Genomic DNA, 26,005 nt, shown 5'->3' with positions numbered 1-26,005 from the left:
GGGCAACTCGTTAAAAGATGTGGGGTAAAAGCGGGGCAAGGCCCAGGCTTTTCCGCGATGGGCGCAAGGTTACCATGGGCAGTCCGCTCGACGCAGGCATGACGGCTCACTGGCACTTTTCTCAGAAAATTGAGAATCATGCACGATTTATGCAAATCAGCATTTGTCTTCGCGAAAAACTTCAAGCACTATGCGCGTTATGCAAAAACGCAACGTATCCTCCGTCTTAAGAGCACTGCTCGACCAGCACGGGATCTCCCCTACGGAGCTCCACCGTCGCACCGGCGTGCCTCAATCCACTCTCTCGCGGATTCTCAGCGGGAAGATCGTCGATCCCTCGGATAAACATATCTCGAAGATCGCCGAGTACTTCAATGTGAGCACCGATCAATTGCGCGGTCGCGCCGATGTCGCGACCGCGACCGGTGGCGCGCGTGATGACGTGCATGCGGAACTCAAGGACATAAGCCTGTGGGACGACGATACCCCTGTCGATGACGACGAGGTGTCGGTGCCCTTTCTTCGCGAGGTTGAATTGGCTGCTGGATCAGGAAGATTCGTCATCGAAGAGAGCGAACGCTCCAGCCTGCGCTTCGGCAAGCGCAGCCTGCGCCATAACGGTGTGCAGTTCGACCAGGCCAAGTGCGTGACAGTCCGCGGCAACAGCATGTTGCCGGTGCTGCGTGACGGCGCCACCGTCGGTGTGAATGCCGGCAAGTGTGGCATCGGCGACATCATTGATGGCGACCTTTACGCGATCAACCACAACGGTCAGTTGCGCGTGAAGCAGCTCTACCGTCTGCCGACCGGTATCCGTCTGCGCAGCTTCAACCGTGACGAGCATCCGGACGAGGACTACAGCTTCCAGGATATGCAGGACGAGCAGATCGTCATCCTCGGTCACGTCTTCTGGTGGGGCATGTACGCCCGATAAAGCCACCCGCTCAGACAAAACCCGCCCATCGGCGGGTTTTTTTTCGCCTTCGAGAAAACCGTAGAAGCCTTGCCTGACGAGGGTTTCATGCGTCTGTGCATTTCCTGCGCATAAATAAATGCATTTACGCATTGACTGCATATGCATGAATGCATATTCTTGCCACCAAGCCGCTCGACAAAGCGGCTGAGCAAGACAGCTCTTTAGTTCCACAAGAACAGGCAGCGATGAACCGGCCTCAACGGTTCAGAGGGTTGGCAACTGACCCGGGTGTGCAGCGTAAAGCACCAGAAGCAGTTATCCGGCGGGCAGGGACCGCGGTCGGAAAAACAATCTGAATGGACTCGTACCGCGCCAGTAGCGCCGAAAAGTCAGCTTCCTTCTCGAACACAGGATTTGAAGGAAGGCGAAGGAGCGCATTACTGAAAAGCCCGGCAGATTGCCGGGCTTTTTGGAATGCCTACCTGGGCAGGATCTGAAATGCCGCAATGCCGGCAATCAAAAAGGAAGATGAACATGAAGAAGTACGCACGTGTCGTTGCTGGCAAGGTCGACAACATTTTTGAAACCGCTAACCCGATCACCGATGAGTTTCCGGCGGATCAAGTCTGGGTGGATGTCAGCGCACTGCCGAAGATCGATTACTCCTGGAACGCGGTAAACACCGACGGCGTCTGGACATTTACCGACAGCGATATGTGGGGCCAGCCGTCCTTGCTGGCTATGCAATTGCGTAACGCAAGAACCAATCGTCTCGATAAAGCCAACACCACGCTGGCGACGTCGGCCTTGGTGCAAAAGGTTGAGCTGGGGCTGGCCACGCCGGCTGAGGAAGCTGCGCTACTGGAATACAAGCAGTTCTTCATTGATCTGAGCAACGTCAACAAACAGCCTGGTTATCCGCTGACGGTCAACTGGCCTGAAGTTCCATAAACAGCGCTTCTTGCACCGCAACATCACTATTGAAATCCGCAGTGCAACGCTGAAGAGCCCGGTGCATAACCGGGCGATTCAACAGTGCCTGCGATGTTTACTCATAGCCTCAAGCCAATCTTCGCAATGAGTGCCAGCAGGAGAAACAAATGAACCGCTATGCTTTTGTTCGCTTCAACTATTCCAAACCCTTCAACAAAGTTTTGGTGATTGTCGACGCTGTCGAGAAGCCTACGGCCATGCCAGTAGAAGCAAAGTTGTCGAATGGTTTTTGGGTGGATATCACAGCAAACCCGGCAGTCCAGGTGGGATGGAAGGGTACGACGACAAATTATGTTGATTGGGAGTTCAGTGAACCCACCTCTCAAGAAATGGAGAAAGATGTAGCGCAGGAAGCTCTGGAGCTTCTTTCTGCGGCAGGGCAGTGGTTGATGTTGAATTCCCTGCACTACAAGCTCGACCTTGGTGTTGCCACTCCTGAAGAACAAGCGCTGTTGCTCGCTTACAAACAGTACTGCGTTGGTCTCAGCGACATGAACAAACAATCCGGCTATCCATCCACCGTCAACTGGCCGGTCGCTCCTTTCTGATTCGGTCATGACCGTCACACCCTCTATCGAGAGCGCATTACTGAAAAGCCCGGCCTCAGCGCCGGGCTTTTTGGAATGCCTGCCTCAAGAGAACGCGATTGATCCCAACACACACCACTCACCCAATACTTCCGGAGGCGTGACATGACAAACGAGCAACAAGCGTTGGCGGACATGCCGATCTGGCTGGTCATCCTCCTCGCCGTCGTCGGCGGGGTGTCCGGCGAAATGTGGCGCGCCGACAAGGAGGGCGCCCGTGGCTGGTCACTGCTGCGACGCCTTGCCTTGCGCTCCGGCGCCTGCATGATCTGCGGCGTCTCGGCAATCATGCTGCTGTACGCCGCCGGTCTTTCGATCTGGGCCGCCGGCGCATTCGGTTGCCTGACAGCGATGGCCGGCGCCGATGTCGCCATCGGGTTGTACGAACGCTGGGCCGCCAAGCGCATCGGCGTCTGCGAAGTTCCGCCTCGCGACCAACCTTAACTTTAGTACTTCTCCGTGCCGCCATTTTGGCGGCAGGGCTGCGCGTGGACGATTGAAAAGGAGGTCATGTATGCCCACACCGATCCAGCAGCCGTCGCAACTGTTCACAGCCATCGCGACGACACTGCGCAACACTGCCGGACTCAACCTCAACGTCGGCAATCACGATGATTTCACTGCGCCGGGCGATCAGGCCTGGGTGTTGATCAACTTTGAGCGGAATGGACCGGGAGAGCGCGCCGCGGACGGACGCATTGCTCATGTCATGACGGTGTCCCTGCACGTCATCCCGGCCCTTGCCGCCAGCGCATTTGCAGCGTGCGATCTGATCGCGGTGCTGAAAAACCTGATCACCGACAACCGCTGGAGCTTGCCCGGCGATCAATGCGATCTGCCAATGAACATTGATGGCCTGCCGTCATTGCTCATCCGCGGCGATCAGCAATACAAAGCCTGGACGCTGTCGTTCAATCAGACCCTCTACCTCGGCCCGACCTTGCTCGACGATCCGCTCGGCACGCCGAAATTCGCCCGTACCTGGGAAGTCAGCAACATCGACGACCCCGACCAATACACCGCGCTGGAGGCCTGAGATGTTCGACGGACTATTGCGCATGCAACTCGGCCCGATCATCGAGCGCCTGGCCGAGATGGAAGCGGAGATCGACGACCTGCACCGACGCGCCGAAAATTTCTGTCGCATCGGCATCTGTCAGGCCGTCGATGCCGCGAGCAACACCTGCCAGGTCAGCCACGGTGGTTTGCTGACGCCGGCCATCAAATTCTTCAATCCGAGTGCCGGCGCCCAGAGCGAATCGCGGATTCCGAGCGTCGGCGAACAGTGTCTGTTGTTTAACTACGGCAGTGGTGAAAGCGGCGCGCAAAGTGTGGCGCTGTTTGGCCTGAACAGTGATCGGTTTCCGCCGACGGCAACGGTACCGACGCTGACGCGACGGGTGCATGTCGACGGCAGCGAAAGCGGTTACGACGACGCCAGTCACACCCTGCACTGGCAGAACGGGCCGGCGGCCTTCACTGGCTCTCGCCAGGCGCTGCAACTGAGCATCGGCCCGGCGCAACTGGCGATGACGCCGCAAGCGATCAGCCTGCAACTGGGCGCCGTCGGCCTGACCATCGACGCCTCGGGCGTGCACTTCAGCGGCCCGTTGGTCGATCACCAGGGCCGCGTCATCAGCCCCTGATTCAAGAGCCTGAACATGATCGGAATTGATAGAGACAACGGGGCCACGGTCGACGACTGGCTGCAGTTTGTGCAGCGCGCGACCCGGGCCCTGACCACGCCGCTGGGCACCCGGCAAAAAAGGCCCCTTTATGGCTCGCTGATCCCCACGCTGCTGGGGCAGAACCTCGGTGACGACGTTCTGCTTCTGGCTCAGAGCCACGCTGCTCAGGCGTTCTACAACCCGCAGAACGGGATCAGCGATTTTCAGCCGCAAGTGATCGTCGCCACCCGCCAGGGTGCCGGCTTGCTGCTGCGCTTCGCCGGCACCTGGAAAAACCGTCAACAAACCTTCGAGGTCGTGACATGAGTATGTTGATCCCCGGCCAGAACCAGTTGGCCGAACCCGCGCTGATCACTGTCGAAGCGTTCGAAGAACTGCTCGCCGAGTTCAAGACCTTCGTCGTCGAATACGTCGGTGCGCGTTCGCCCGAGAGTGCCGCAAAGCTCAAGACCAGCCTGGAAAACGAGAGCGAATTGCTGACGATGGCGCTCGAAGCCTTCTGCGTTCGGCTGCAAACCCACGAACGCAAATACAACGCCCGCATCAAGCAGATGCTGGCGTGGTGGGCGACCGGCAGCAACCTCGATGCGCGGTTGGCGGACATGGGCCTGGAGCGGCAGTTGCTCGACCCGGGCGACCCGACAGCGTTCCCGCCGGTGCCCGCGATTTACGAAAGCGATGACGATGCACGCCTGCGTTATTACCTGGCGCCGCATGCCCCGGCGGCGGGTTCACGGATGCAGTATCGCCGTGAGGTATTCACCCTCGGCGAACGGCCGTCGGTGAAGGTCGAGTCCACCGATGCGGGTGTGGTCAACGTCACTTACACCTTCAACCCCGACGGCCTCGCTGCACAGGTCAAGGATGGTAATGGTCGTCGTACCGCGCCGGGGGAAGTGCAGGTCACCGTGTTGTCGCGAGACGGCGATGGCACGCCTTCCGCGGCGTTACTGGAAGGCGTGCGTCAACACTTCGCCCGGCCGGATGTACGACCGGAAACCGACCTCGTCACCGTGAAGGCGGCCGACATTCAGCGCTACAAGATCCGCGTCGTCGCCAAGATCAATTCGGGACCGGATTCAGGCCTGACCAAAGTCGCCGCGCAGCAGCAGTTGCAGGCCTACGCCGACAGTTGCCATCGCCTCGAAGGGCGGGTCGATCCGAGCTGGATCGACTTTACGCTGCACAGCGCCGGCGCCGTGCAACTGCAGATTCTCGAACCGCTGGCGCCGATCGTGACGACGGCGTTTCAAGCGCCGTATTGCACGGCGGTCGAGGTTGAGGTGCTGACGCTATGAGTGAAAAAACACAGCGCCCAACGCTGCTGCCGGCCAACAGTTCGGCGCTCGAACGAGGTCTGGATCTGGGCTTCGGCGCCCTGCTTGATCGCATCGCGCCGCCGTTCCCGGAGCTGATGAATCCCGCAGAAACACCGGTTGCCTTTCTGCCGTATCTGGCAGCGGATCGCGGCGTGGCTGAATGGAGCACCGCTGCGCCGGAGGCGGAAAAGCGCCTGACCGTCGAACTCGCCTGGCCCACGGCGCGTCAGGCCGGCACTCGCAAGGCGCTGGAAAACGCCACCAAGGGTTTGCAACTGCGCCCCGAAGTCCGCGCCTGGTACGAACAGACGCCGCCCGGCGCGCCTTACAGCTTTTCCGTACGAGCCTTCAGCGAGCAACCCTACAGCGAAGAAATCGATGCACGTCTCGACCGACGCCTGGCTGATGCCAAAAGCGAACGCGATGTGCTGACGGTCTCGGTGGGTCTCAGCGCGTTCGGCAATCACGTCATCGGCGCCGCAACGTTCTGCGGTGAGCTGACCACGGTTTATCCGGTGTTCATCGAGGGGCTTGAAACCTCTGGCGAGGCGTTCATGGCCGCTGCGTTGTACACCGTCGAAACATCCACAATTTATCCTCAGGGGGCCTGAATGGCTGACTATTACACCCTGCTCACCAATGCAGGGATTGCCTACGAAACGGCGTGCAAGGCCGCGGGCACACCGATCAAGCTGACGCAGATTTCCGTCGGCGACGGCGGCGGCACGGTCTACAACCCGGCGGCGACCGCCACCGCGCTGAAACGCGAAGTCTGGCGCGGGCCACTCAACGCACTGTTCCAGGACGAGAAGAATCCGAGCTGGCTGCTCGCTGAAGTGACCATTCCGCCGGATGTTGGCGGCTGGTATGTACGGGAAGCAGGGCTGTGGACTGACACCGGCGTTCTGTACGCCATCGTCAAATACCCGGAGTCGTTCAAACCGGTTCTGGCGACGTCGGGTTCGGGTAAAGAGTTCTACATTCGCTCGATTTTCGAGACGAGTAATGCGTCGCTGGTGACGTTGTTGATCGACGACACCGTGGTCAAAGCCACCCGTGCCTGGGTCATGAGTTATCTGGCTGAAGAACTCGGCAAACTCGATGGCAAGCAGTCGGTGCGTGTTGCGGCATCCACCAACATCGTGTTGAACGGTGCGCAGCAAATTGACGGTGTCGCAGTGATTGCTGGCGACCGCGTGCTTGTTGCGAACCAGACCCTGGCCAAGGACAACGGCCTGTGGATCGTTGCCAACGGCGACTGGGTGCGGGCGACCGATGCCAACAGCAGCGCCAAAGTCACGCCGGGCCTGACGGTGATGGTGGAGGAGGGCACGGCGAACGGAGATTCGTTGTGGCACCTGACCACTAATGCGCCGATCACCCTCGGCACCACGGCGCTGACGTTCAAGATGCTCGCGGGGCGTACCGGGATTGCTGCCGGGACATACAAAAGTCTCACGGTGGATGAATATGGCCGGGCGACGGCGGGTGCAAACCCCGAGACGCTGGCCGGATTTGGCATCAAGGATTCGTACACCAAGGCTGAAGTTGAAGCGCTGATCGCCAAGGCGTCGGCGTTGCCGGTGGGTTCGATTGTGGCGTTCCCGGTTGATTCGCCGCCGCCGGGTTTTCTGGAGCTGGATAACAGCGTCAAGAGCAGCGCGACTTACCCGGACTTGAGCGCTTATCTGGGCGGCAAGTTCAATAAGGGTGATGAAGGGGTTGGGAATTTCCGCTTGCCGGAAGCGCGTGGGGAGTTCTTGCGCGGTTGGGATCATGGACGTGGGGTGGATCTCAGTCGAGGGATCGGCGATTGGCAGCCTGATGAAGTCAAAGAGCATATGCACTACCTCATGGCCAAATACGGCGGAGGGACCGGTACATCTATAGCGGCAACGGTGCAGTTAGGACTTTCTGGGCAACCTGAAACCCATAGTAAAACACAGGGGGTCGAAGCTCTTGATGGCTCGGCTATGGGGGGAGGTGAAACCCGCCCTCGCAACATCGCCGTCATGTGGTGCATCAAAGCCTGGAACGCCCCGGTCAATCAGGGGACCATCGACGTAGCGGCGCTGGCCAAGGAAGTTGAACGTCTCAAGTCCGCCGTTCCGGTGGGTGCTGTTTTGGCATTCCCGACGGGGATCGTTGCGCCTGGTTATCTGGAGCTGGATGGCAGCGTGCAGAGCATTGCGACGTATCCGGATCTGGCGACTTTTCTCGGTACTACTTACAACAAGGGTAATGAGGGGGCGGGCAACTTCCGCTTGCCGGAGTCGCGTGGTGAATTTTTACGCGGTTGGGATCATGGACGTGGTGCGGACCCCGCTCGGGCAATTGGCAGTTATCAACTCGGTACTTTGGCGGCGTTCGACAGCAACACGCCCGGCGGTTCTTCGGTCGACACCTTGCGTTGTAGTCCTGCGCAAGCTCAAGCAGACGTTTATCGCTCGACCGATTATCCGGGCGTCGGAATTACCTATACGGCTTCCAACCTCAGCGTAGGCGAATACCCCGTCGAGGGCGGTGTCACACGCCCACGCAACCTGGCAGTGATGTGGTGCATCAAAGCGTGGAACGCGCCGGTCAATCAGGGAAACATTGACATTGCACCGCTGAGCGTTCTCGCGCAGCAAGCATCGGAAACCAATCAGGGTACGGCAAAGGTTGCCACCCAAACTCAAACGTTAGAAGGAACTGATGACTCTACAATTGTCACGCCCAAAAAATTGCGTCGAGGGTTTGCAATCAGCCTGGCTGTAAACGGTTATATCGCGTTGCCGAATTGGCTCGGTGGTTTGATCATTCAGTGGGGGCAAGTGAAAGGGGCCACTTACAACAGCGTCAATAACTTTGTCGCTACACCGGTTACATGGCCCATCGCATTTCCAAATGGTGTATTTGCTACGACAACCGGTATCGCGACCGGAATTACGGCGAATACATTTACTAATACATCACTTGAAAACAGAACTAACGTGGGCGCTCTCTGGATGTACGCGTGCGGTGTAACAGGTAACACCCCCGTGCTTTCATACATCGCAATAGGAAATTGATCATGGGAAAGTACCTTTATTCTGCAGCAACAGGCGGAGTCTACCTGAAGGGATTCCATGACGAGATTCCCCCAGACGCGCTGTCGATTGCCGATGAGCTCTATAGAGATCTTTTTGCCCAGCCGCTTCCGGCTGGAAAGGTTGTAGGGCCGAGCGCAGAGGGATTGCCTCAAATGGTAGATGGCCCGGGTTTGTCTGAAGAGGCGCTGGCTGCATCCGAACGAGCCTGGCGCGATAACAATTTATTGCATACGGACAATTTGGTGGCGCGTCACCGTGATGAGCAAGAACAAAGCATTCCGACAACGCTGAGTTCAGAGCAATATGTCGAATTGCAGGTATTTCGCAGCCGGCTCCGTAGCTGGCCAGAAGGGAAAGAATTTCCCCTTGCTGAACATCGGCCTGTCATTCCGTCATGGATGCTTGAAACTCTTCAATAAACGCCCCGCACCCCGGGGCGTTTTCTTATCCGCTTAAAACAAATCAACACCCGCCAAGCCCCTCCCCACGAGGGGCTTTCCCGTTTATGGAGAAACGAAAAATGGCAACCCGCCAAACCTACACCGTGCTCGTCCCATTCCCCACCGGCGGTGGGCACTGGTCGAGCGTCGGTCAAGACCTTGATCTGCTCGACGTCGAGGCCAGTGCCTTGCACAGCGCCGGTCGACTGGAACTGAAAACCCCCACCACCCAGGCCAAAAAGGCCGCTGCCAAGAAGGCTGACTAACTATGGCTGAGGTTCTGAACTTCGAGCACAACGGCATTACCGTCAATGCCACCGAATCCCCCGAGGCCATGGGTGGCCTGGGTGACAACGTCATCGGTCTGGTCGGCACCGCGCCGAAAGCCGATCCGCTGATTCCGCGTAACGCCCCGTTCCGCATCAACAGCTTCACAACCCATGCGCTGCTCGATCCGACCGGTTCGGAAGAGGGCACCCTGTACCACGCGGTTTACCAGATCCTCAAAGTGGTCAAGGTGCCGGTGTACGTGGTGATTGTCGAAGCGGGCGCGACCCCGGCTGACACCGTTAACGCGGTGATCGGCGGCGTCGATCCAGCCACCGGCCGCAAGCTCGGTCTGGCTGCGCTGGGCAGTGTCCCGGAAGACCTGACCATCATCGGCGCGCCGGGCTTCACCGGCACCAAAGCGGTGGCCAGCGAGTTCGCCTCGTTCGGCAAGCGCATCAAGGCCCGTGTGGTGCTGGATGGCAAGGATGCCTCGGTCGCCGATCAAGTGACCTACAGCCAGGAACTGGGCGGTGCGGATCTCGGTTTCGACCGTTGCCTGGTGGTGCACAACATGCCGGCCGTGTACTCGAAAGCAGCGAAGAAAAATGTCTTCCTCGCACCGTCCAGCCTGGCGATTGCCGCGCTGGCCAAGGTCAAGCAGTGGGAGAGCCCGGGCAACCAGGTGACCTACGCCGAAGACGTGTCGCGGGTCGTTGAATACAACATCCTCGACACCTCCACCGAAGGCGATCTGCTCAACCGCTACGGCGTCAGCTACTACGCCCGCACCGTGCTTGGCGGCTTCTCGCTGCTGGGTAACCGCTCGATCACCGGCAAGTTCATCAGCTACGTCGGCCTCGAAGATGCGATCAGCCGCAAGCTGGTCAAGGCCGGCCAGAAAGCCATGGCCAAGAACCTGACCAAGTCCTTCATGGATCAAGAGGTCAAGCGCATCAACGACTGGCTGCAGACCCTGGTCGCCGACGAAACCATTCCGGGCGGCAGCGTGTACCTGCACCCGGAACTCAACAGCGTCGAGAAGTACAAGAACGGCACCTGGTACGTGGTCATCGACTACGGCCGCTACGCGCCGAACGAACACATGGTTTATCAACTCAACGCCCGCGATGAAATCATCGAGCAGTTCCTGGAGGACGTTCTCTAATGTTTACCAACCGCAATCGCCAGGCCATCGCGGCCACCCTGCAAGGCCTGCCGTTGTCGGCGACCGTGGAGGAATTCACCCCGCCGAAAATCGAATTCGACATGGAAAACATGGCGGGCGGACGCTTCATTGTCGAAGAGATGGCCAAAAGCGCGAAGGCGCTTGGCGCCAAGTTGATCCTGCAGGGCGCTGGCCCGGAAATCATGCTCGCCCTGGGTGTGAAGCTCGGCGATGACATTCTGTTGAACGTGCGTGAAGCCGGTCAGGATCAGGACGGCAACACCTGGTTCACCTACCACACCGTCGGCGGCAAGCTGAAGATCCTCGATGAGGGCGTGATCAAAATGGGTGAGAAACCCAAGACCACCCTGGAATTGTCCTGCCGCACCTACACCCGCCTGGAAAACGGCATCCCGGTGATCGACATCGACGTGCGCACCCAGAAGTTCGTGCTCAACGGCGTCGACATCCTCGGTGATGCCCGTCGTGCGGTGCTGATGCCGTAACCCACGGCTGAAGGCAATCACCAAACCCTGTGGGAGCGAGCTTGCTCGCGAAGGCGTCAAGTCAGTCGACAGCAATGTTGCATGCCACTCCGCTTTCGCGAGCAAGCTCGCTCCCACAGTGGATCTTTACGAATCACCAAGGAATTCATACATGTCGTGGATGCCACCCCAGCATGACCTGCTGTCGCCGATCACCGGCGATGACGGCGCGCAGATCGAGCAGATCCAGCTCAAGCCACTGTTCTACGCCGCACAAAAAGAAGCACTGGAACGCGCCGGCGATGATGAAGACGATCAGTTCTTCGAACTGGCGCTGCTCGCCACTGGCCTGTCGGTCAAGGAACTCGATCAGCTCAAACGCCCGGATTACGTGAGCATTGCCCAGTACGTGCACGAGATGTCGACCCGTCCGGCGTCGTACTTTCTGGAGCAGGTCGAGGACGCGGAAAAGTCCGCCGATCCTGACCAGGTGCAACTGCTGCAACCGCTTGCCGTGACCGGCCGCACCGTGACCTCGCTGTCGCTGGAAATGCCCGCACTGCGCGCCACCAAAGTGATGAAAAAACTGAAAACGGCCAAGGAACGCGCCGAGTTCATCACCGCCCACTGCACCGGCCTGATGATCCCCGATCTGGCCCACTTGAGCGTCCCTGACTGGACGCAATTGCAGGTGCGCATCGACGATTTTTTAAACCAGCCGGCGGCCTACTTTCGGAACGCGACATCGAAGTAATCCTCGATATCGTCCCGCTCATTTACCCGGTAAGTGAAGCGGAGATTCTGGAATGGGACGCCGAAAAGGCGTTGCGCCGCTACGACATAGCGATCACTCGCCTTGGCGTGAAACAGGAGTAGAGCGGCATGGCAAACACATCGTTTTCGCTGATGTACGCCGCGCAAACGGGCGGCGCGGGTTCCGGTTTGTCGGCAGGGGGATCGGCCACAGACAGCCTGATCAAACCACTGTCCGAGCTGAAAGAGGCGCTGCTCACGGCCAGCCTGGACATCCGCAGTCTGGTGCGTGAACAGATCAAACTCGGCGCCGTTGTCCTGGGGCTGAACACGGCCCTGGCATCGTTCAAGGTGCCAATGGTAACTGCCGCGCCGGCGGCTGGCGGCGAGAGCAAGTCAAAGCTCAAGGCTGAGATTGAACAACGCTCGCCTCCGGCCTACCTGCAATCGGCCATGGCCCTGGAAACCGCCATGGCCCAGATCAAGCAGGTTCAAGGCCTGACTGGCGACCTCGACACAATGTCGAAAGCCAACCTCAAACTGGCCACCGACAAACGAGTTGCCGGCAGTGGGGCGACGGTCGTGGATCTGGTGCAGGTCGAAGTCGCGGCTGGCCGATCCGGGATTGGCGCGGGTCTCAAGGGCGCCGACAAGGAACAGGTGCTGCTGGACTTTGCCCAGGATGCAGCGGTCAATGCGGCGGCGTTCGGCATCAGCCTGAAGTCGGCCGGTGAAATGCTGTCGGCCTGGCAAGTGTCGATGAAACTGGATCGCACTCAAGGTCAGCTGCTGGCCGATGCGACTCAGCATCTGGGCAACAGCGGACTGAATGCGACGGCTGCCGACATCGGCTCGGTCGTGCAGCAATCCGGCGAGTCGGCCGTTGCAGTCGGGATCCTGCCCGAGCAGTTGGCGGCGCTGTCAGCCGCGTTGCTCAACGCTGATGTCGACAAGGCCGGTGCCGGCGCGGCGGTGAAAAGTATCAGCGCAGCCCTGGGCAAAGGCACCCAAGGCTCGGCGGCCGAGCAGTCGGCTTGGAAGGCGTTGGGCCTTGATCCCGGCAAGTTGACCGGAAACGTACCGGACAACCTTGTCAAAGCGTTGGTGGCATTGAAGCAACAACCGGCAGAGCAGCAAGCAGCACTGATCAAGACACTTTTCAGTGGCGACGACGGTGTACGCAAACTGCTGGCGAAACCCGAAGACCTGCAAAAAGCGTTTTCGCTGGTCGCGCCGGCCACACTGGAAGGAACGTCGACGCTTGTGTCCTCGCAAGCGACCCAGAGCAGCCTCGTATCGCCATTCAAGGGTGAGGGGGGCGTGCGCCAGTGGATGGGCAAACCCGGCGAGGCACAGACGCCGCTTTCATTGCTCAAGCCCAATGATCCACTGACACCGGCTTACAGCGGCGCGATTGAACGCAGCGCCGAGCCTGCGGGCAAAGATCCTCAGCGAAGCTGGAATGCGTTCGATGCCAGTCTCAATCGTCTGATCACGGCGTTAGCGCCGGATGCGACCGGCACGCTGGACTCGCTGACGAATATGACTAATGGCGTGGCCGATATGGCTGAAGCCCATCCCAAGACCTCGACGGCGTTGGCCCTTGCGGGCGTTGGACTGTCGGCCATCGTGGTGGCGGTGATGGCCAAGGCATTCGGCAATTTCACCGACAAACTGCTCAAGGGCGTCGCTTCAAAATTGCCGCTTGGTCTTGGCGGTTTGATTGCCGATATTGAAGACCCGAAAGCCAAGAAAACGTCTGCCGGAAATGGCGCGGGCCATGACTGCTGCTGCAAACCGCTGGGCGGCGGGACGGGTGACAGACTCAAGCCTCGCCGGTCAAGCATCAAGCCTCGAGTCCGACGTGAACAAACCGGTCAAGGTGCGAAAAGCCCCCGTACGGTGACCCCTCGGCCACCACGGATCAGTGCACCATTGGCACCACCCGTTCTGCCCCGCATGTCCGGCACGTACTGGCCGGGAACCATGACGGCATTTGCAGGCTCATCAGCCGTCAGTCCTGCACCGGCTGCTTCACTGTCCGGTTCTTACGCCAGGGCAGGCAGACTGCTTGCCAAACGGGCACCGCCGCTGCGGTTGCTCAGTGCCGGATATGAAATGGTCACCGGTGTCATGAAGGGCGATAAGCGTGCCGTCGTGTCGTCCGGTGCCTCGTTGGCAGGGTCTTCTGCTGGGGCCGCCGTCGGTGCAGCACTTGGCACGTTGATTTTGCCCGGTGTGGGCACGGCAATTGGCGGGTGGCTCGGAAGCATGGCGGGGGGCGCGATCGGTGATTCCCTGGGCGACAAGCTAGGGACACAAGTCGATCGTCTCGGCTCACCTGCACAGGTCAGCAAAGACCTTATCGCGACCTCGGCGATTTCCACGATCCCCGGGGCATCTGCCACCACAGCCGCCAGCCAGCCGGTCACGTTCAACTCAACCATTAACATCAATGGTCAGGACCAGACCAGCGCCCAGGCACTGGCCAATCTGGTGGTGCAAACAACCATGGGGCAATTGGGCCAGATCATGCCGGTCAATCCCCTCGCCACACGACGTGACGCAGCCCTGACCGATGGAGTCGCCACATGAAACAACAAATGGCCCTGGGCAGTTTCATCTTTGGCCTGTCACGCGGCTTTGCCTACAGCAGTTTTCTGCGCAAGTCCGACGGCGGCTGGACGGAACTGCAGATTCTCACCAGCAAACCCAAGTCCCATCAAATTGGCCAGAAACCCGAAACCCTGACCATCACCGGTAAATCAATGTACGCGGTGGCCATGGATCGGCTGGATGAGCTGCGGGCGCTGCAAGCCCTTCGTGTGCCGCTACCGCTGATTGATGGCATCGGCCGTAATTGGGGCCTGTGGCGAATCACCATGGTTCAGGAAACCCAGACCTGCGTCATCGATGATGGTACGGCGATGGTGGTCGACTGGACCCTTGAACTGGCGGAGTTCAACAATGCGTAAGGTACGAAGCATGGCCGGCGATTCGGTGAATCTGTTGCTGTACCGCGAAACCGGTCGCAGCGATGACAGCGCCGAAGAAGCCCTGTGGAAACTCAACCCGACCCTGGCCGAACGTGGTCCGATTCTCCCGGCAGGTGTATGGGTGACGCTGCCGGAACTCGACAGCAAACCCGCCGCGATCAAACCGGTTCTGGCCTGGGACTAAGGAGGTTGCATGACACAGGGATTTACCCCGGCGATCGAAATCTACGGGGCCAACAAGGACCTGCTGAACCAGCGTCTGATCAGTTGGGAGCACGTTGATGCTGCCGGGATGGAGTCCGATCAACTGACACTGGTGATCGACCTGGAAGGCCTCGAAGGCTTGCCGACCCTGGGCGGAACCATCGGCCTGCGGGTGGGTTATCTGGAGTCCGGGCTGGTCGAAAAGGGCCAGTTCAAGGTGACTAGACTGACACCAACGCTGTTCCCGCTGCGCCTGACGCTGGTCGCTACGGCCGCGCCTTTCAGCGGCAAGGACGAAACCGGATTCAAGGAACGGCGTACGGCCAGTCATGGCCCCACCACCCTTGGCGCACTGTTTCGCGAACTGGTCTCGCGGCACGGTTTTTCGCCGCGCGTCGATCCTGAACTGGCGCTGATCCGGATTGCTCATGTCGACCAGTCGAACGAGACCGACATGAGCTTTATCACGCGACTGGCAAAGAAGTACGACGCGGTGGCCAAACCGTTCAACGACCTCTACGTGCTGGCGAAACCGGCGCAGCTGAAAAACCTCTCGGGCCAGGTGATACCGGACGTCAGGCTATCGGTGACCAGCAACAATCGACCGGGTGATCACGCCTTTATCAGCGCCACACTGGAAGAGACTGCCCGCACCCAGAATCAGGGTTGCAAGACCAGCTTCTGGGACGGTGCTCTTGGCAAGCTGCAGGAGGTGATCACCGGTTCCGCACCCTACAAGGTCATTCGCCAGAAACAGGCGAGTGAAGAAGAAGCCAAAGCCATCGGCGAAGCCGAAGTGCGCAAGATGCTGCGCGAAAAATACACGCTGAAGGTCACCTGCCCGGGCGATCCGCTGCTGGCCGCCGAAGGCCTGTTGGTGCTCGATGACACCTGGCCGGACTTCATGCGCGGTCGCTGGTCGATCAAAAAGGTCACCGCCAGCGGCAAGCGCGAGGAAAGCTATCGCTGCGTGATTGATGCCAGCTGTCTCGATCCCAAGGCTGAAGCCAAGGACTGACCACACATAGCCCTGTGGGAGCGAGCTTGCTCGCGAATGCAATCTGACATTCAAAGAGTCATCGACTGAAACACCGCTTTCGCGAGCAAGCTCGCTCTCACAGGTTTTTGCAGTGTTCTGCAGACCGCATTTCACTCAACTCTGGAACACCCTCATGAAGATCACCCCGATCCTCACGCAGTTGCGTGCGCAATGCCCAAGCCTTGCCAACCACATTGCCGTCGGTGTCGATCTGGCCTTGCTGCAAGGCAACACCGATCTGCCAACACCTTCGGCCCACGTGCTGCCAATCGCCGATGTGGCCAGCAACAGCACCGCGCAAAACCTCATCGCCCAACCAATCCGCGACCGCTTCGAAATCGTCCTCGCGCTTGACGCAGCCGACGCTACAAAAGCGCTGGATCTGTTGCATGACCTGCGCGCCGAGCTGTGGCGCGCACTGGTCGGGTTCAAGCCGGGCGACGGCTACGGCGCCATCGTCTATGACGGCGGCGAAATGGTCTCGATCAACAGCAGTCGCGGGTTCTACCGGCTGCGCTTTTTTGCCGAGTTCCAGCTCGGCCGCAATCTGCCGAGTCAGCCTGCGGAGAGTTGGCACGAACGCGAACTGGACGGTTTGTCGTCCTTTAGCGGGGCCACGGTTCGGGTCGATGCGATCGACCCGGCCGACCCCAACCTGAAACGCCCGGGCCCCGATGGGCGCGTGGAACTGACTTTCTCTGGAGACGTAACCCCATGAGCAAACGCATCACTGTGCTGCCGGTCATTGGCCGTGCCGTACCTGACCCGGAGGCGGGCGATCTGCTCCCGCTCGAAGGCCGTGAAGTGCTGGACAGCGCCTGGTGGCGCCGGCGTCTGGCCGACGGCGACATCACACTCAAAACCGCAAAAGCGGCTAAACCACAGGGAGCCAAATAATGGCGATCGGATTCAGCAACATCCCCGCGGACATTCGTGTACCGCTGTTCTACGCCGAGATGGACAACTCGGCCGCCAATACCGCGAGCTCGAGCATGCGTCGTTTGATCGTGGCTCAGGTCAACGACAATATCGCGCCGGCCGATGCTGGCAAACTGGTGCTGGTTTCCAGCGTGGCGCTGGCCAAAAGCATCGGTGGACAGGGCTCGATGCTCGCCTCGATGTACGAGACCTTCCGCAAGTCCGATCCGGTCGGTGAAATCTGGTGCCTGCCGCTGCACAACAGCGAAGGCAGCATCGCCAAAGGCGTACTGACCCTGACCGGTGCCGCTACGCAGGCGGGGGTGCTCAATCTGTACGTCGGCGGCGTGCGCGTTCAGAGTAGCGTCGTCACCGGCGCGACTGCCGCACAGGCCGCCACCGCGCTGGCGCTCAAAGTCAATGCCACGGCGGATTTGCCAGTGAGTGCCGTGGCCGCCGAAGGCGTGGTGACCCTGAGCGCCAAATGGACCGGCGATAGCGGTAACGACATCAGCCTGCAATTCAACCGTCTGGGCAAGAGCAACGGCGAAGAAACGCCGGCGGGTCTGGTCACGGCCATTACCCCGATGACCGGTGGCGTTGGCGTGCCGGATCAAATCGCTGCCGTGGCGGCACTGGGCGACGAGCCGTTCGAGTTCATCGCACTGCCGTGGTCCGATCTGTCGACCCTCAACACCTGGCAAGCGGTCATGGATGACAGCACCGGTCGCTGGTCCTGGGCCAAGCAACTGTTCGGTCACGTCTACAGTGCCAAACGCGGCACTGTGGGGACCCTGGTCGCTGCAGGCCAGGCACGCAACGATCAGCACATGACCATTCAGGCGCTGGAGCCGGGCGTGCCGCAACCGGTCTGGGTACAGGCCGCCGCACTGGCTGCCCGCACCGCCGTGTTCATCTCTGCCGACGCCAGCCGTCCGACGCAAAGCGGCAGCCTGCCGGGCGTTGATCCGGCGCCGGCCAGCGAGCGTTTCACCCTGACCGAGCGTCAGTCGCTGCTCAACTACGGCATCGCCACGGCCTACTACGAAGGCGGTTACGTGCGCATCCAGCGTTCGATCACCACCTACCAGAAGAACGCTTACGGCCAGGCCGACAACTCCTACCTGGACAGCGAAACCATGCACCAGTCGGCGTTCATCGTGCGTCGTCTGCAAAGCGTGATCACCAGCAAATACGGTCGCCACAAACTGGCTTCCGACGGCACCCGTTTCGGCGCCGGCCAGCCGATCGTGACTCCGGCGACCATTCGCGGCGAGCTGATCGCCCAGTACGCCAAGCTGGAACTGGAAGGCCACGTGGAGAACGCTGAGCTGTTCGCCGAGCACCTGATCGTCGAGCGCGACGTGCAGGATCCGAGCCGCGTGAACGTGCTGTTCCCGCCGGACTACATCAACGGTCTGCGCGTGTTCGCACTGCTCAACCAATTCCGTCTGCAGTACGACGCCGCCGCTTAAAAACAGCGTCTGAACGTGCGATTTCAGCCCACCTCGCGTGGGCTTTTTTATTGAAGGGAGTAACACCATGGGTCAACTGATTGCAGGCACCTGCTACGTCAAAGTCGACGGCGCACAACTGACCATCAACGGCGGCTGCGAAGCCCCGCTGATGGCGGTCAAACGCGAAACCGTCGTACCCGGCTTCTACAAGGAAACCGACATTGCGCCGTCGTTCAAAGTGACCGCGCTGCACACCGCCGACTTCCCGCTGAAGAAGCTGATCGAAGGCACCGACATCACCGTCACCTGCGAATTCAGCAACGGCAAAGTCTACGTGCTGGCCGGTGCCTATCTGGTCGAAGAGCCGGTCTCCAAGGGCGATGACGCCACCATCGAACTGAAATTCGAAGGCATCAAGGGGACCTGGCAATGAGCGGCGCCGTGAAGCTTCAGGTTGCGATCGAAGCTCACGGCGAGCCCCTGACCGAACTCGTCCTGCGCCGTCCGACGGTGCAGGAAGTACGAGCGATCAAGGCGCTGCCGTACAAGATCGACAAGAGCGAAGAAGTCAGCCTCGACATGGATGTGGCGGCCAAGTACATCGCGGTGTGCGCCGGCATTCCGCCGTCGTCGGTCAACCAGCTCGATCTGGCAGACCTCAACGCGCTGAGCTGGGCCGTCGCGAGTTTTTTCATGAGTGCGGCGTCGGCGCCATCACCGACCTGATCGCCGTCGCCTATGACCTGGCCTGGTTCTGGAAGGTTGACCCCGAACAGATGATGGCCAGGCCACTGGATGTGCTCCGCGAATCGCTGGAGCACGCGCAACGGATCAATGCGATGCAGCAGGTGCAGTGATGGCAGACGAAGACAAGAAAGTGAAAACGCCGGTGCTGATCACGGGCATTGATGAGCTGTCGCCCAAACTCGGCGCCCTCCGGGCCAGGGTCGAGAGTTTCAAGAAAAACCTCGAACAGACCGGCCTTGGCAAGCTGGATATCAGCGGGCTGTTCAAGGGCGGCAGCGTGATCACGCCGTTTGTGGACGGCATCAAATCGGCGGCAGCCTTTCAAGGCAAATTGACCGAGGTCAGCGAGACGGCGAAAACCGTCGACCTGCCCGCCGCGCCGAAAGTCGCTGCGCAGAACATGAACGTGTTCAGTGCGTCGATGGAAAAGGTGTCCACGGCAGTGAATGCCGCGCTGGTGCCGGCGGTGGGGGCGGTGGTGGTCGGGCTGGAACCGTTGATGACCGGGGTGGGCAACTTGCTCAATGACAACCCTGAACTGGTGCAAGGCCTGGCGGCAGGCGCGATTGCCTTCTCGGCGATGCAAACCGCCGTGACCGGTGCGACCCAGGTGCTCGACGTGATGAGCCTGGTGATGAAAGCCAATCCGGTCATGCTGATCGCTACCGGTATTGCCCTGGCGGCCGGTCTGATCGTGGCTTACTGGAAACCGCTCTCGACGTTTTTCATCGGGCTCTGGCAGACCATCGCGCCGGTGGTGGTGCCGATGGCCGAGTTCTTCAGAACGATGTTCAGCTACACGCCGTTGGGGCTTTTGATCAGCAACTGGGGGCCGGTCATGGCGTTTTTCTCGGCGTTGTGGGACGGCCTCAAAGCGATTGCGGCGCCGGTGATCGAGTTCTACAAGACCGTGTTCAACTATTCGCCACAAGGGCTGATTCTGAACAACTGGGGACCGATCGTCAGTCTGTTCTCTTCGATCTGGGATTTGCTCAGGGCGGTGTCGGTCCCCGTGCAGGCGTTTCTCAAGAGCTTCTTCGACTGGTCGCCGCTTGAAGTGATTCAGGCAATCTGGGGCGGTGTGGTCAGCGTGTTCACGGCGATCTGGGATTACATCAAGCTGCCGTTCCTCGCGACCTACGCGATTATTCGTGAGCAACTGGGCTGGTCGCCGCTGGAAAAGATCATCGAGAACTGGGCCCCCGTCACGGCCTGGATTGAAAAGTGGGCGCAGAAGTTTCAGGACGCCATCGCCCCGATCAAGGCGTTTTTCAACGGCGGTTTCGGTGAACTGATTGCCGACGCCAAGGCCCGGGTGGATGTCTTCACTCAGGCTCAGCTGAAAACCAATGCTGAAGGCAAAGGCGAGCTGGCGCCGGTGTTTTTCAAGGGCAACAGCGAATCGCCCTCGATCGAATTGTCGCCTTCGGGCAGCCTGCCGGCCGCAGTGCCGGTGCCAGAGAAGCCGGTGTTGCAGGGCGGCTCACTGGTGCAAACCTCGAACACCCTGATCCAGCAAAGCGCCGCCAACAACCGGACGCAACTCGAAGGCGGCCTGACCGTGCGCTTCGAAAATGCACCGGTCGGGCTGCGCACCGATCAACCGCACACCAATCAACCGGGCCTGGCGCTGTCGTCGCGCATCGGTTATCGCTCGCTGTCCGTGGGAGGTTCCAATGAACTGGCGTGACCGTTTGTTGCCGGCATCCTTTCGCGGTGTCGGGTTCTGGATCGATCAGGCGAAAACCCCGGTCGGTCGCAAAGGTCAGTTGCACGAATATCCGCAACGCGACCTGCCGTTTTTCGAGGATCTCGGCCAGCAGGCCAAGACCCACGATCTGACGGCCTTCATCGTCGGCGCCGATTGCCTGGAGCAGCGCGACAAGCTGCTCAAGGCGCTGGAGCAGGGCAGTGGCGAGCTGGTGCACCCGTGGCTGGGGCGCCTGCAGGTCAAGGTCGGCGAATGCGACATGACCCACACCCGCCAGGACGGTGGGCTGGTCACGTTCACGCTGAAGTTCTATCCCGACCAGCCGTTGCCGTTTCCGACCGCAAGCGTCAGCACCCAGAAAGTCCTGTTGGCCAAGGCCGACACGCTGTTGGGTTCGGCGGTGGCGCGCTTCGAACAGGCAATGACGCTGATCAAGGCAGCGCGGATCGGCATTGCCAATCTGCGTAACAGCCTGACCGGGGTCTACGAGGTGATCAAGGAACAGCTCCAGCCACTGATCGACCAGTACAAAGAGATCACTGAACTGGTCAAGGCGGTCAAGGAGCTGCCCAGGGAAGTGGCGGCAGAGTTCAAGGGCCTGCTCGGCGATATCAAGGAACTGAAAGCGTTCGCCAGGGAAGGCTACCGTGGCGTGATTGCCGACGTGTCGCAACAACTCGAAGCGATCCGCAAGGCCGATGCGCCGAAGCTCACCACCGGTAAGGACACCACGGCAGCGGCGCAAGCCATGGCCGATCTGGTGCAGGACACGATGTTGGTCAAGGTGGCGCAATGGGTAGCTTCCATGCCCGTGGCGTCGACACCGGTGAAGCTGTCATCGACACCGTCTCTGGATCATCAATCCAGGCAGCCGGTCAGCCGTCAGGAAGTACCGGTCACGGACGACATGCAGGCGTTGCGTGATGCGGTGGCAGTGGCGCTCGATCCGATGCTGGACAAGGCCGGACCAGCGCACTTTCAAGCGATCAATGACGTGAAGGATGCCTTGAATGCGCACCTCAAGGCTGTCGCCTCGTCTGGTGTGCGACTGGTCAGCAAGTCCTTCCAGGAAAGCCTGCCGGCGTTGGTGGTGGCTTACAAACAATTCACCGACGCCACGCGTGTCACTGAAGTGATCCAGCGCAATGCGGCTGCCCATCCCGGGTTCCTGTCGCCCAATGACGTGAAAGTCTCCAGGGAGTGAGCCATGAGCGAGATGGATAATCGCGTCACGCTGACCGTAGGCGATATGGAATACGGCGGCTGGAAAAGTGTTGAAATCACCGCCGATCTCGAGCGCCAGTTTCGTACGTTCAAACTCGATATCACCTGGCAATGGCCGGGCCAGACCGTGGATCAGCGCATCGCCGCCGGCGATGCCTGCGAGGTGCGCATCGGCAAGGATCTGGTCTTGACCGGGTATGTGTTCAAGGCGCCGATCCGCTATGACGGGCGGCAGATCAGTCTGAGCATCGAAGGCAGTTCCTGTACCCAGGATCTGGTGGATTGCGCCGCGATCAATCGCCCGAACCAATGGAAAAACCAGCCGATGCTGAGCATCGTCGAAGCGCTGGCGTCTTCCTATAAGGTCAATGTGGTCAGCGAGATTGCGGAGACGGCGCGACTCGGCAGCTACACCATCGTCCCGGGCGAGACGGTGTTTCAATCCATCGACCGTTTGCTCTCGTTGTTTCGGGTGTTCTCCACCGATGACGCGCAAGGCCGGCTGTTGTTGGCCCGGCCTGGCAGCAGTGGCCGGGCCAGTGATGTACTGGAACTGGGCAAGAACATTTTGTCGGCCAGTGCAGCGATGGATTACAGCCAGGTGTTTTCCGAATATCGGGTGATTGGCCAACAAAAAGGCAACGATCAGAAGAGCGGGGCGGCGGTCAGCGAGATCGAGTCGATTGCTACCGATCTGGGGTACAAGCGCCGACGCGTGACGGTGATCAACGAAGGCCTGCAGATCAATCCTGACCTGTCGTTGCAACGTGCCCTCTGGGAAAGTGCCACCCGTGTCGGGCGGGCCCAGACCACGACTTATCAGGTGCAGGGCTGGCGCCAGTCCAATGGTGATTTATGGCGCCACAACACCTTGGTCCGGGTCAAGGATCCGGTACTGGGGTTTGACGGCGACATGCTGATTTCCAAAGTGACGTATTCGCTGTCGGCACAAGGTTCGGTGACCACGCTGCAAGTGGCGCCACCGCATACGTTCGATCCTGATCCAACCCCACCGAAACAGGCTTGAGCCTGAACTGTTGTAAACGCCGTTGGACCCTGTGGGAGCGGGCTTGCCCGCGAAAGCGACGGTCGCCGCAACACATCTTTGCCTGACTCACCGCCAACGCGGGCAAGCCCGCTCCCACTGGGTTTGTCTGTGCCTGGCCGAGCCTTGAGGACAACATCATGAGCCTACTGACACGCCTGCTGGCGCGCGGCACCGTCGTGCTCGCCAACTCGGCATCCAAGCTGCAATCGCTGCAAATGCGCCTCACCGCCGGTGAACTGAACGACGACGTCGAGCACTTCGAACCGTACGGGTTCACCAGTCGTCCATTGGCGGGTGCCGAAGGTGTCGTCACTTTTCTTGGCGGCGACCGTTCCCATGCCATCGCGCTGGTCATCGCTGATCGGCGTTATCGCCTGCAAGCGCTGGCGGCCGGCGAAGTGGCGATCTACACCGACGAGGGCGACAAAATTCACTTCAAGCGCGGGCGGATCATCGACATCGAAACCGCCACGCTGAACATCCGCGCCACGAACGCTGTGAACGTCGATACGCCGGTGATCAACCAGACCGGCAAGATCGTCTCCACCGGCGACCAGCTCGCCGGTGGCATCAGCCAGATCAAACATGTGCACGTCGACGTGCAGCCCGGTAGCGGCAAGACCGGTGCGCCGGCAGGAGGCCAGTGATGTTTGTCAGCCAGAACCTCCACGCTGCACTGACCCGTGCCGTGCTCATCAGCCTGTTCACCTGGCGCCGTGCCGCCAATGACGACGCCCTCGACGACGATGAACGCTTCGGCTGGTGGGGCGACAGTTTTCCCACCGTTGCCGATGACCGTATCGGCTCGCGGCTGTGGCTGTTGCGCCGGGTCAAGCTGAGCCGACAGACCCAGATGGACGCCGAGTTCTATGCCCGCGAAGCCCTGCAATGGCTGATCGACGACGGGCATTGCCGTGCCATCGACATCATCAGCGAACGCCTCGACGCCCAGCGCCTGAACCTGCGCACGGTCCTGACCCTGGCCGACGGCGAACGTCTGGACATCAACCCCGATAACAGTTGGCAGGTGATCTATGCCGTTTGAAACCCCTTCGCTGCCGGTGCTGATCAAGCGCACCCAAAGCGACCTGGCCGGCGATTCGCTGCGCCAGTCCGATGCACAAGTGCTGGCCCGTACCCTCGGCGGCGCGGTTTATGGTCTGTACGGATATCTCGACTGGATTGCCCAACAGATCTTGCCCGACAAGGCCGATGAATCGACGCTGGAGCGCATCGCCACTTTACGTCTGAACCAGCCGCGCAAGCCTGCACAAGCGGCCACCGGCAGTGTGAGTTTTACTGCGACGGCGGGTGCCGTGCTCGATGTTGACACGTTGCTGCAATCCAATGATGGCCGCACCTACAAAGTCACCGCTGCGCGCACCACCAGCAATGGCAGCAACAGCACCACAATCGCTGCGCTCGACGCCGGCAGCCTCGGCAACGCCGACGCGGGTCTGACGCTGACGCCGGTGCAGCCTATTGCCGGTGTCGTCGGCAGCAGTTTTGTCGTTCTGGCGCCGGGGCTCAGCGGCGGTGTGGCGCGAGAAAGTCTGGAGTCGTTGCGCTCGCGAGTGATTCGCTCCTATCGCGTTATCCCCCACGGCGGCTCCTCCAGCGACTATGAAACCTGGGCGCTGGAGGTGCCGGGCGTGACCCGCGCCTGGTGCCGTGGCGGCTTGCTCGGCCCGGGCACGGTGACGGTGTTCATCATGCGCGACGACGATCCGCAACCGGTACCGAACGATGAGCAACTGGCCGAGGTTCAGGACTACATCGAACCGCTGCGTCCGGTGACTGCCGAGGTGCATGTGCAGCGACCGATTCAGGTGCCGGTGGTCTATCGCTTCAAAAGCGTCAACCCCGACACCACCGCCGTGCGCGCGGCGGTCGAAGCGCAGTTGCGCGATCTGCACAACCGCGAGGCCGATCTCGGCGTGCCGCTGCTGATCAGCCATATCCGCGAAGCCATCAGCAGCGCCGGCGGCGAATACGATCACACGCTCACCGCACCGGCGGCTGACGTGTCTGCCGGCAAGAGCGAACTGCTGACTTTCGGAGGTTGCGTATGGGGGGCATAAAAACCGCCGCGCAATATCAGGCGCAACTGCGCGCCTTGCTGCCCGCCGGTCCCGCTTGGGACCCGGAGCAAGTCCCGGAGCTCGAAGAAGTCCTGCAAGGCGTCGCCGTCGAACTGGCACGCCTCGACGCCCGCGCCGCCGACCTGCTCAACGAAATGGACCCCGCCGGCGTCAGCGAACTGGTGCCGGACTGGGAGCGGGTGATGGATCTGCCCGACCCATGCCTCGGCGCCACGCCACTGTTCGGTGATCGACGGATAGCAGTGCGGGAGCGGCTTACGGCAGTAGGCGCGCAAAACGCAACGTACTTCATCGAAATTGCCCGCAGCCAAGGGTATCCCAACGCATTTGTAACTGAGTTCGAAGTGCCTCGAATGGGGCGTTCACGTTTTGGCAGATCGTGTTTTGGCAGTTGGCGGTCGCAATACATATGGGTTCTCAACACGGGCGGACGCCAGAGCTTGGGGCGGCGTTTCGGGGCCAGCTACTGGGGTGAGCGCTTCGGGGTTAATCCGGGCAGTGCCCTGGAGTGCCTCATCCACCGCAATGCACCGGCGCACACGCTGGTATTTATTAATTACAACTAAGGGATCTAATAATGGATTTTCCAAAAAGCGTACCTGCTATCGGCCTGGTCGATGGCAAGTTTGTCGATGAAAACATCACTACCGGCACACCGGGATCGTTGATCCCTGCCGTGTGGGGCAACAACGTGACGAGCGAGATACTTAACGTCATCATTGAAGCCGGTATTAGCCCTGACGAAGCGGATAGTACTCAGCTGAAAAAGTCGATCGTCAGTCTGATCACCAATCAGACCAAGCCGGCAACTGAAGCTGTTCAGGGAACGGTGAAGATCGCCACCCAGCAGAAGATCAATGCTGCGACGG

The 26,005-nt window shown here is 60.2% G+C and carries 31 protein-coding genes and 1 pseudogene; all 32 read left to right on the top strand.

Annotated elements, in window-relative coordinates; translation table 11 throughout:
- Positions 1-199 precede the first annotated feature (199 nt).
- Entirely contained in the window at positions 200-934 is a 735-nt protein-coding gene (locus tag K5Y35_RS01685) for a helix-turn-helix transcriptional regulator (protein WP_047291917.1), read from the top strand.
- A gap of 516 nt (positions 935-1,450) precedes the next feature.
- A complete protein-coding gene (locus tag K5Y35_RS01680) occupies positions 1,451-1,867 on the top strand; it encodes a tail fiber assembly protein (RefSeq protein WP_222833562.1) in 417 nt (138 codons plus the stop codon).
- Positions 1,868-2,016: 149 nt separating this feature from the next.
- Complete coding sequence (locus K5Y35_RS01675) at positions 2,017-2,457, top strand: tail fiber assembly protein (protein WP_261991230.1); 441 nt, start codon at positions 2,017-2,019, stop codon at positions 2,455-2,457.
- A gap of 144 nt (positions 2,458-2,601) precedes the next feature.
- Positions 2,602-2,940, top strand: coding sequence for a phage holin family protein (locus K5Y35_RS01670; RefSeq protein WP_011332709.1), 339 nt, complete (start codon positions 2,602-2,604; stop codon positions 2,938-2,940).
- A 70-nt stretch (positions 2,941-3,010) separates the two neighbouring features.
- Positions 3,011-3,532 (top strand): hypothetical protein, encoded by a 522-nt coding sequence (locus K5Y35_RS01665; RefSeq protein ID WP_123465128.1) that lies wholly within the window; start codon positions 3,011-3,013, stop codon positions 3,530-3,532.
- A gap of 1 nt (position 3,533) precedes the next feature.
- Positions 3,534-4,142 carry a phage baseplate assembly protein V gene (locus K5Y35_RS01660; RefSeq protein WP_222833561.1) on the top strand — a complete coding sequence of 203 codons (609 nt, stop codon included), beginning with the start codon at positions 3,534-3,536 and terminating at the stop codon, positions 4,140-4,142.
- 15 nt (positions 4,143-4,157) lie between these two features.
- Positions 4,158-4,490, top strand: a complete 333-nt coding sequence (locus K5Y35_RS01655) for a phage baseplate protein (protein WP_222833560.1) — start codon at positions 4,158-4,160, stop codon at positions 4,488-4,490.
- Entirely contained in the window at positions 4,487-5,482 is a 996-nt protein-coding gene (locus tag K5Y35_RS01650) for a baseplate J/gp47 family protein (RefSeq protein WP_222833559.1), read from the top strand. Before K5Y35_RS01655 ends, K5Y35_RS01650 begins: the two co-directional genes overlap by 4 nt.
- Positions 5,479-6,114 carry a phage tail protein I gene (locus tag K5Y35_RS01645; protein WP_222833558.1) on the top strand — a complete coding sequence of 212 codons (636 nt, stop codon included), beginning with the start codon at positions 5,479-5,481 and terminating at the stop codon, positions 6,112-6,114. Before K5Y35_RS01650 ends, K5Y35_RS01645 begins: the two co-directional genes overlap by 4 nt.
- Positions 6,115-8,556, top strand: coding sequence for a phage tail protein (locus tag K5Y35_RS01640; protein ID WP_222833557.1), 2,442 nt, complete (start codon positions 6,115-6,117; stop codon positions 8,554-8,556).
- A 2-nt stretch (positions 8,557-8,558) separates the two neighbouring features.
- On the top strand, positions 8,559-8,996 hold the full coding sequence (locus K5Y35_RS01635) for a phage tail protein (RefSeq protein WP_222833556.1): 438 nt from the start codon (positions 8,559-8,561) through the stop codon (positions 8,994-8,996).
- Between the two features lie 101 nt (positions 8,997-9,097).
- Complete coding sequence (locus K5Y35_RS01630) at positions 9,098-9,283, top strand: hypothetical protein (RefSeq protein WP_047291936.1); 186 nt, start codon at positions 9,098-9,100, stop codon at positions 9,281-9,283.
- Positions 9,284-9,285: 2 nt separating this feature from the next.
- Complete coding sequence (locus tag K5Y35_RS01625) at positions 9,286-10,452, top strand: phage tail protein (RefSeq protein WP_128614952.1); 1,167 nt, start codon at positions 9,286-9,288, stop codon at positions 10,450-10,452.
- Positions 10,452-10,958: a phage major tail tube protein gene (locus K5Y35_RS01620; protein WP_222833555.1), complete on the top strand. Its 507-nt coding sequence runs from the start codon at positions 10,452-10,454 to the stop codon at positions 10,956-10,958. Before K5Y35_RS01625 ends, K5Y35_RS01620 begins: the two co-directional genes overlap by 1 nt.
- Positions 10,959-11,109: 151 nt before the next feature.
- Positions 11,110-11,691, top strand: a complete 582-nt coding sequence (locus K5Y35_RS01615; RefSeq protein ID WP_128614953.1) for a phage tail assembly protein — start codon at positions 11,110-11,112, stop codon at positions 11,689-11,691.
- Positions 11,692-11,819: 128 nt separating this feature from the next.
- Entirely contained in the window at positions 11,820-14,285 is a 2,466-nt protein-coding gene (locus K5Y35_RS01610) for a phage tail tape measure protein (protein WP_222833554.1), read from the top strand.
- Positions 14,282-14,665 (top strand): phage tail protein, encoded by a 384-nt coding sequence (locus K5Y35_RS01605; RefSeq protein ID WP_186745179.1) that lies wholly within the window; start codon positions 14,282-14,284, stop codon positions 14,663-14,665. The genes K5Y35_RS01610 and K5Y35_RS01605 overlap by 4 nt, the downstream gene beginning before the upstream one ends.
- Positions 14,658-14,870, top strand: coding sequence for a tail protein X (locus K5Y35_RS01600; protein WP_007964330.1), 213 nt, complete (start codon positions 14,658-14,660; stop codon positions 14,868-14,870). The genes K5Y35_RS01605 and K5Y35_RS01600 overlap by 8 nt, the downstream gene beginning before the upstream one ends.
- A gap of 9 nt (positions 14,871-14,879) precedes the next feature.
- A complete protein-coding gene (locus tag K5Y35_RS01595; protein ID WP_123465150.1) occupies positions 14,880-15,908 on the top strand; it encodes a phage late control D family protein in 1,029 nt (342 codons plus the stop codon).
- A 154-nt stretch (positions 15,909-16,062) separates the two neighbouring features.
- Positions 16,063-16,647 carry a hypothetical protein gene (locus tag K5Y35_RS01590; RefSeq protein WP_222833553.1) on the top strand — a complete coding sequence of 195 codons (585 nt, stop codon included), beginning with the start codon at positions 16,063-16,065 and terminating at the stop codon, positions 16,645-16,647.
- Positions 16,644-16,826 (top strand): DUF2635 domain-containing protein, encoded by a 183-nt coding sequence (locus K5Y35_RS01585; RefSeq protein WP_123465154.1) that lies wholly within the window; start codon positions 16,644-16,646, stop codon positions 16,824-16,826. Before K5Y35_RS01590 ends, K5Y35_RS01585 begins: the two co-directional genes overlap by 4 nt.
- Positions 16,826-18,322 (top strand): phage tail sheath subtilisin-like domain-containing protein, encoded by a 1,497-nt coding sequence (locus K5Y35_RS01580; RefSeq protein ID WP_186745186.1) that lies wholly within the window; start codon positions 16,826-16,828, stop codon positions 18,320-18,322. Before K5Y35_RS01585 ends, K5Y35_RS01580 begins: the two co-directional genes overlap by 1 nt.
- 67 nt (positions 18,323-18,389) lie before the next feature.
- Positions 18,390-18,737, top strand: a complete 348-nt coding sequence (locus K5Y35_RS01575; RefSeq protein WP_007908779.1) for a phage tail tube protein — start codon at positions 18,390-18,392, stop codon at positions 18,735-18,737.
- A complete protein-coding gene (locus K5Y35_RS01570) occupies positions 18,734-19,030 on the top strand; it encodes a phage tail assembly protein (protein WP_007908778.1) in 297 nt (98 codons plus the stop codon). The genes K5Y35_RS01575 and K5Y35_RS01570 overlap by 4 nt, the downstream gene beginning before the upstream one ends.
- A 130-nt stretch (positions 19,031-19,160) precedes the next feature.
- Entirely contained in the window at positions 19,161-20,741 is a 1,581-nt protein-coding gene (locus tag K5Y35_RS01565; RefSeq protein ID WP_222833552.1) for a phage tail protein, read from the top strand.
- Positions 20,728-21,966, top strand: coding sequence for a DNA circularization protein (locus tag K5Y35_RS01560; protein ID WP_186745191.1), 1,239 nt, complete (start codon positions 20,728-20,730; stop codon positions 21,964-21,966). Before K5Y35_RS01565 ends, K5Y35_RS01560 begins: the two co-directional genes overlap by 14 nt.
- Before the next feature lie 3 nt (positions 21,967-21,969).
- On the top strand, positions 21,970-23,013 hold the full coding sequence (locus K5Y35_RS01555) for a phage baseplate assembly protein (protein ID WP_186745193.1): 1,044 nt from the start codon (positions 21,970-21,972) through the stop codon (positions 23,011-23,013).
- 158 nt (positions 23,014-23,171) lie between these two features.
- Positions 23,172-23,681, top strand: coding sequence for a phage baseplate assembly protein V (locus tag K5Y35_RS01550; protein WP_222833551.1), 510 nt, complete (start codon positions 23,172-23,174; stop codon positions 23,679-23,681).
- A complete protein-coding gene (locus K5Y35_RS01545; RefSeq protein WP_123465166.1) occupies positions 23,681-24,079 on the top strand; it encodes a phage GP46 family protein in 399 nt (132 codons plus the stop codon). Before K5Y35_RS01550 ends, K5Y35_RS01545 begins: the two co-directional genes overlap by 1 nt.
- Complete coding sequence (locus tag K5Y35_RS01540; RefSeq protein WP_222833550.1) at positions 24,069-25,115, top strand: baseplate J/gp47 family protein; 1,047 nt, start codon at positions 24,069-24,071, stop codon at positions 25,113-25,115. Before K5Y35_RS01545 ends, K5Y35_RS01540 begins: the two co-directional genes overlap by 11 nt.
- Complete coding sequence (locus K5Y35_RS01535) at positions 25,103-25,702, top strand: YmfQ family protein (RefSeq protein ID WP_222833549.1); 600 nt, start codon at positions 25,103-25,105, stop codon at positions 25,700-25,702. Before K5Y35_RS01540 ends, K5Y35_RS01535 begins: the two co-directional genes overlap by 13 nt.
- An 11-nt stretch (positions 25,703-25,713) precedes the next feature.
- Positions 25,714-25,906, top strand: a pseudogene (locus tag K5Y35_RS28045) (hypothetical protein); the annotation flags it as partial.
- Positions 25,907-26,005: the final 99 nt, after the last annotated feature.

The organism is Pseudomonas sp. SC3(2021), from assembly GCF_019856535.1.
GTDB classification, from domain to species: domain Bacteria; phylum Pseudomonadota; class Gammaproteobacteria; order Pseudomonadales; family Pseudomonadaceae; genus Aquipseudomonas; species Aquipseudomonas monsensis.
The sequence above is the reverse complement of the archived record's forward strand: the minus strand, read 5'-3'. Positions and strand labels throughout refer to the sequence as shown.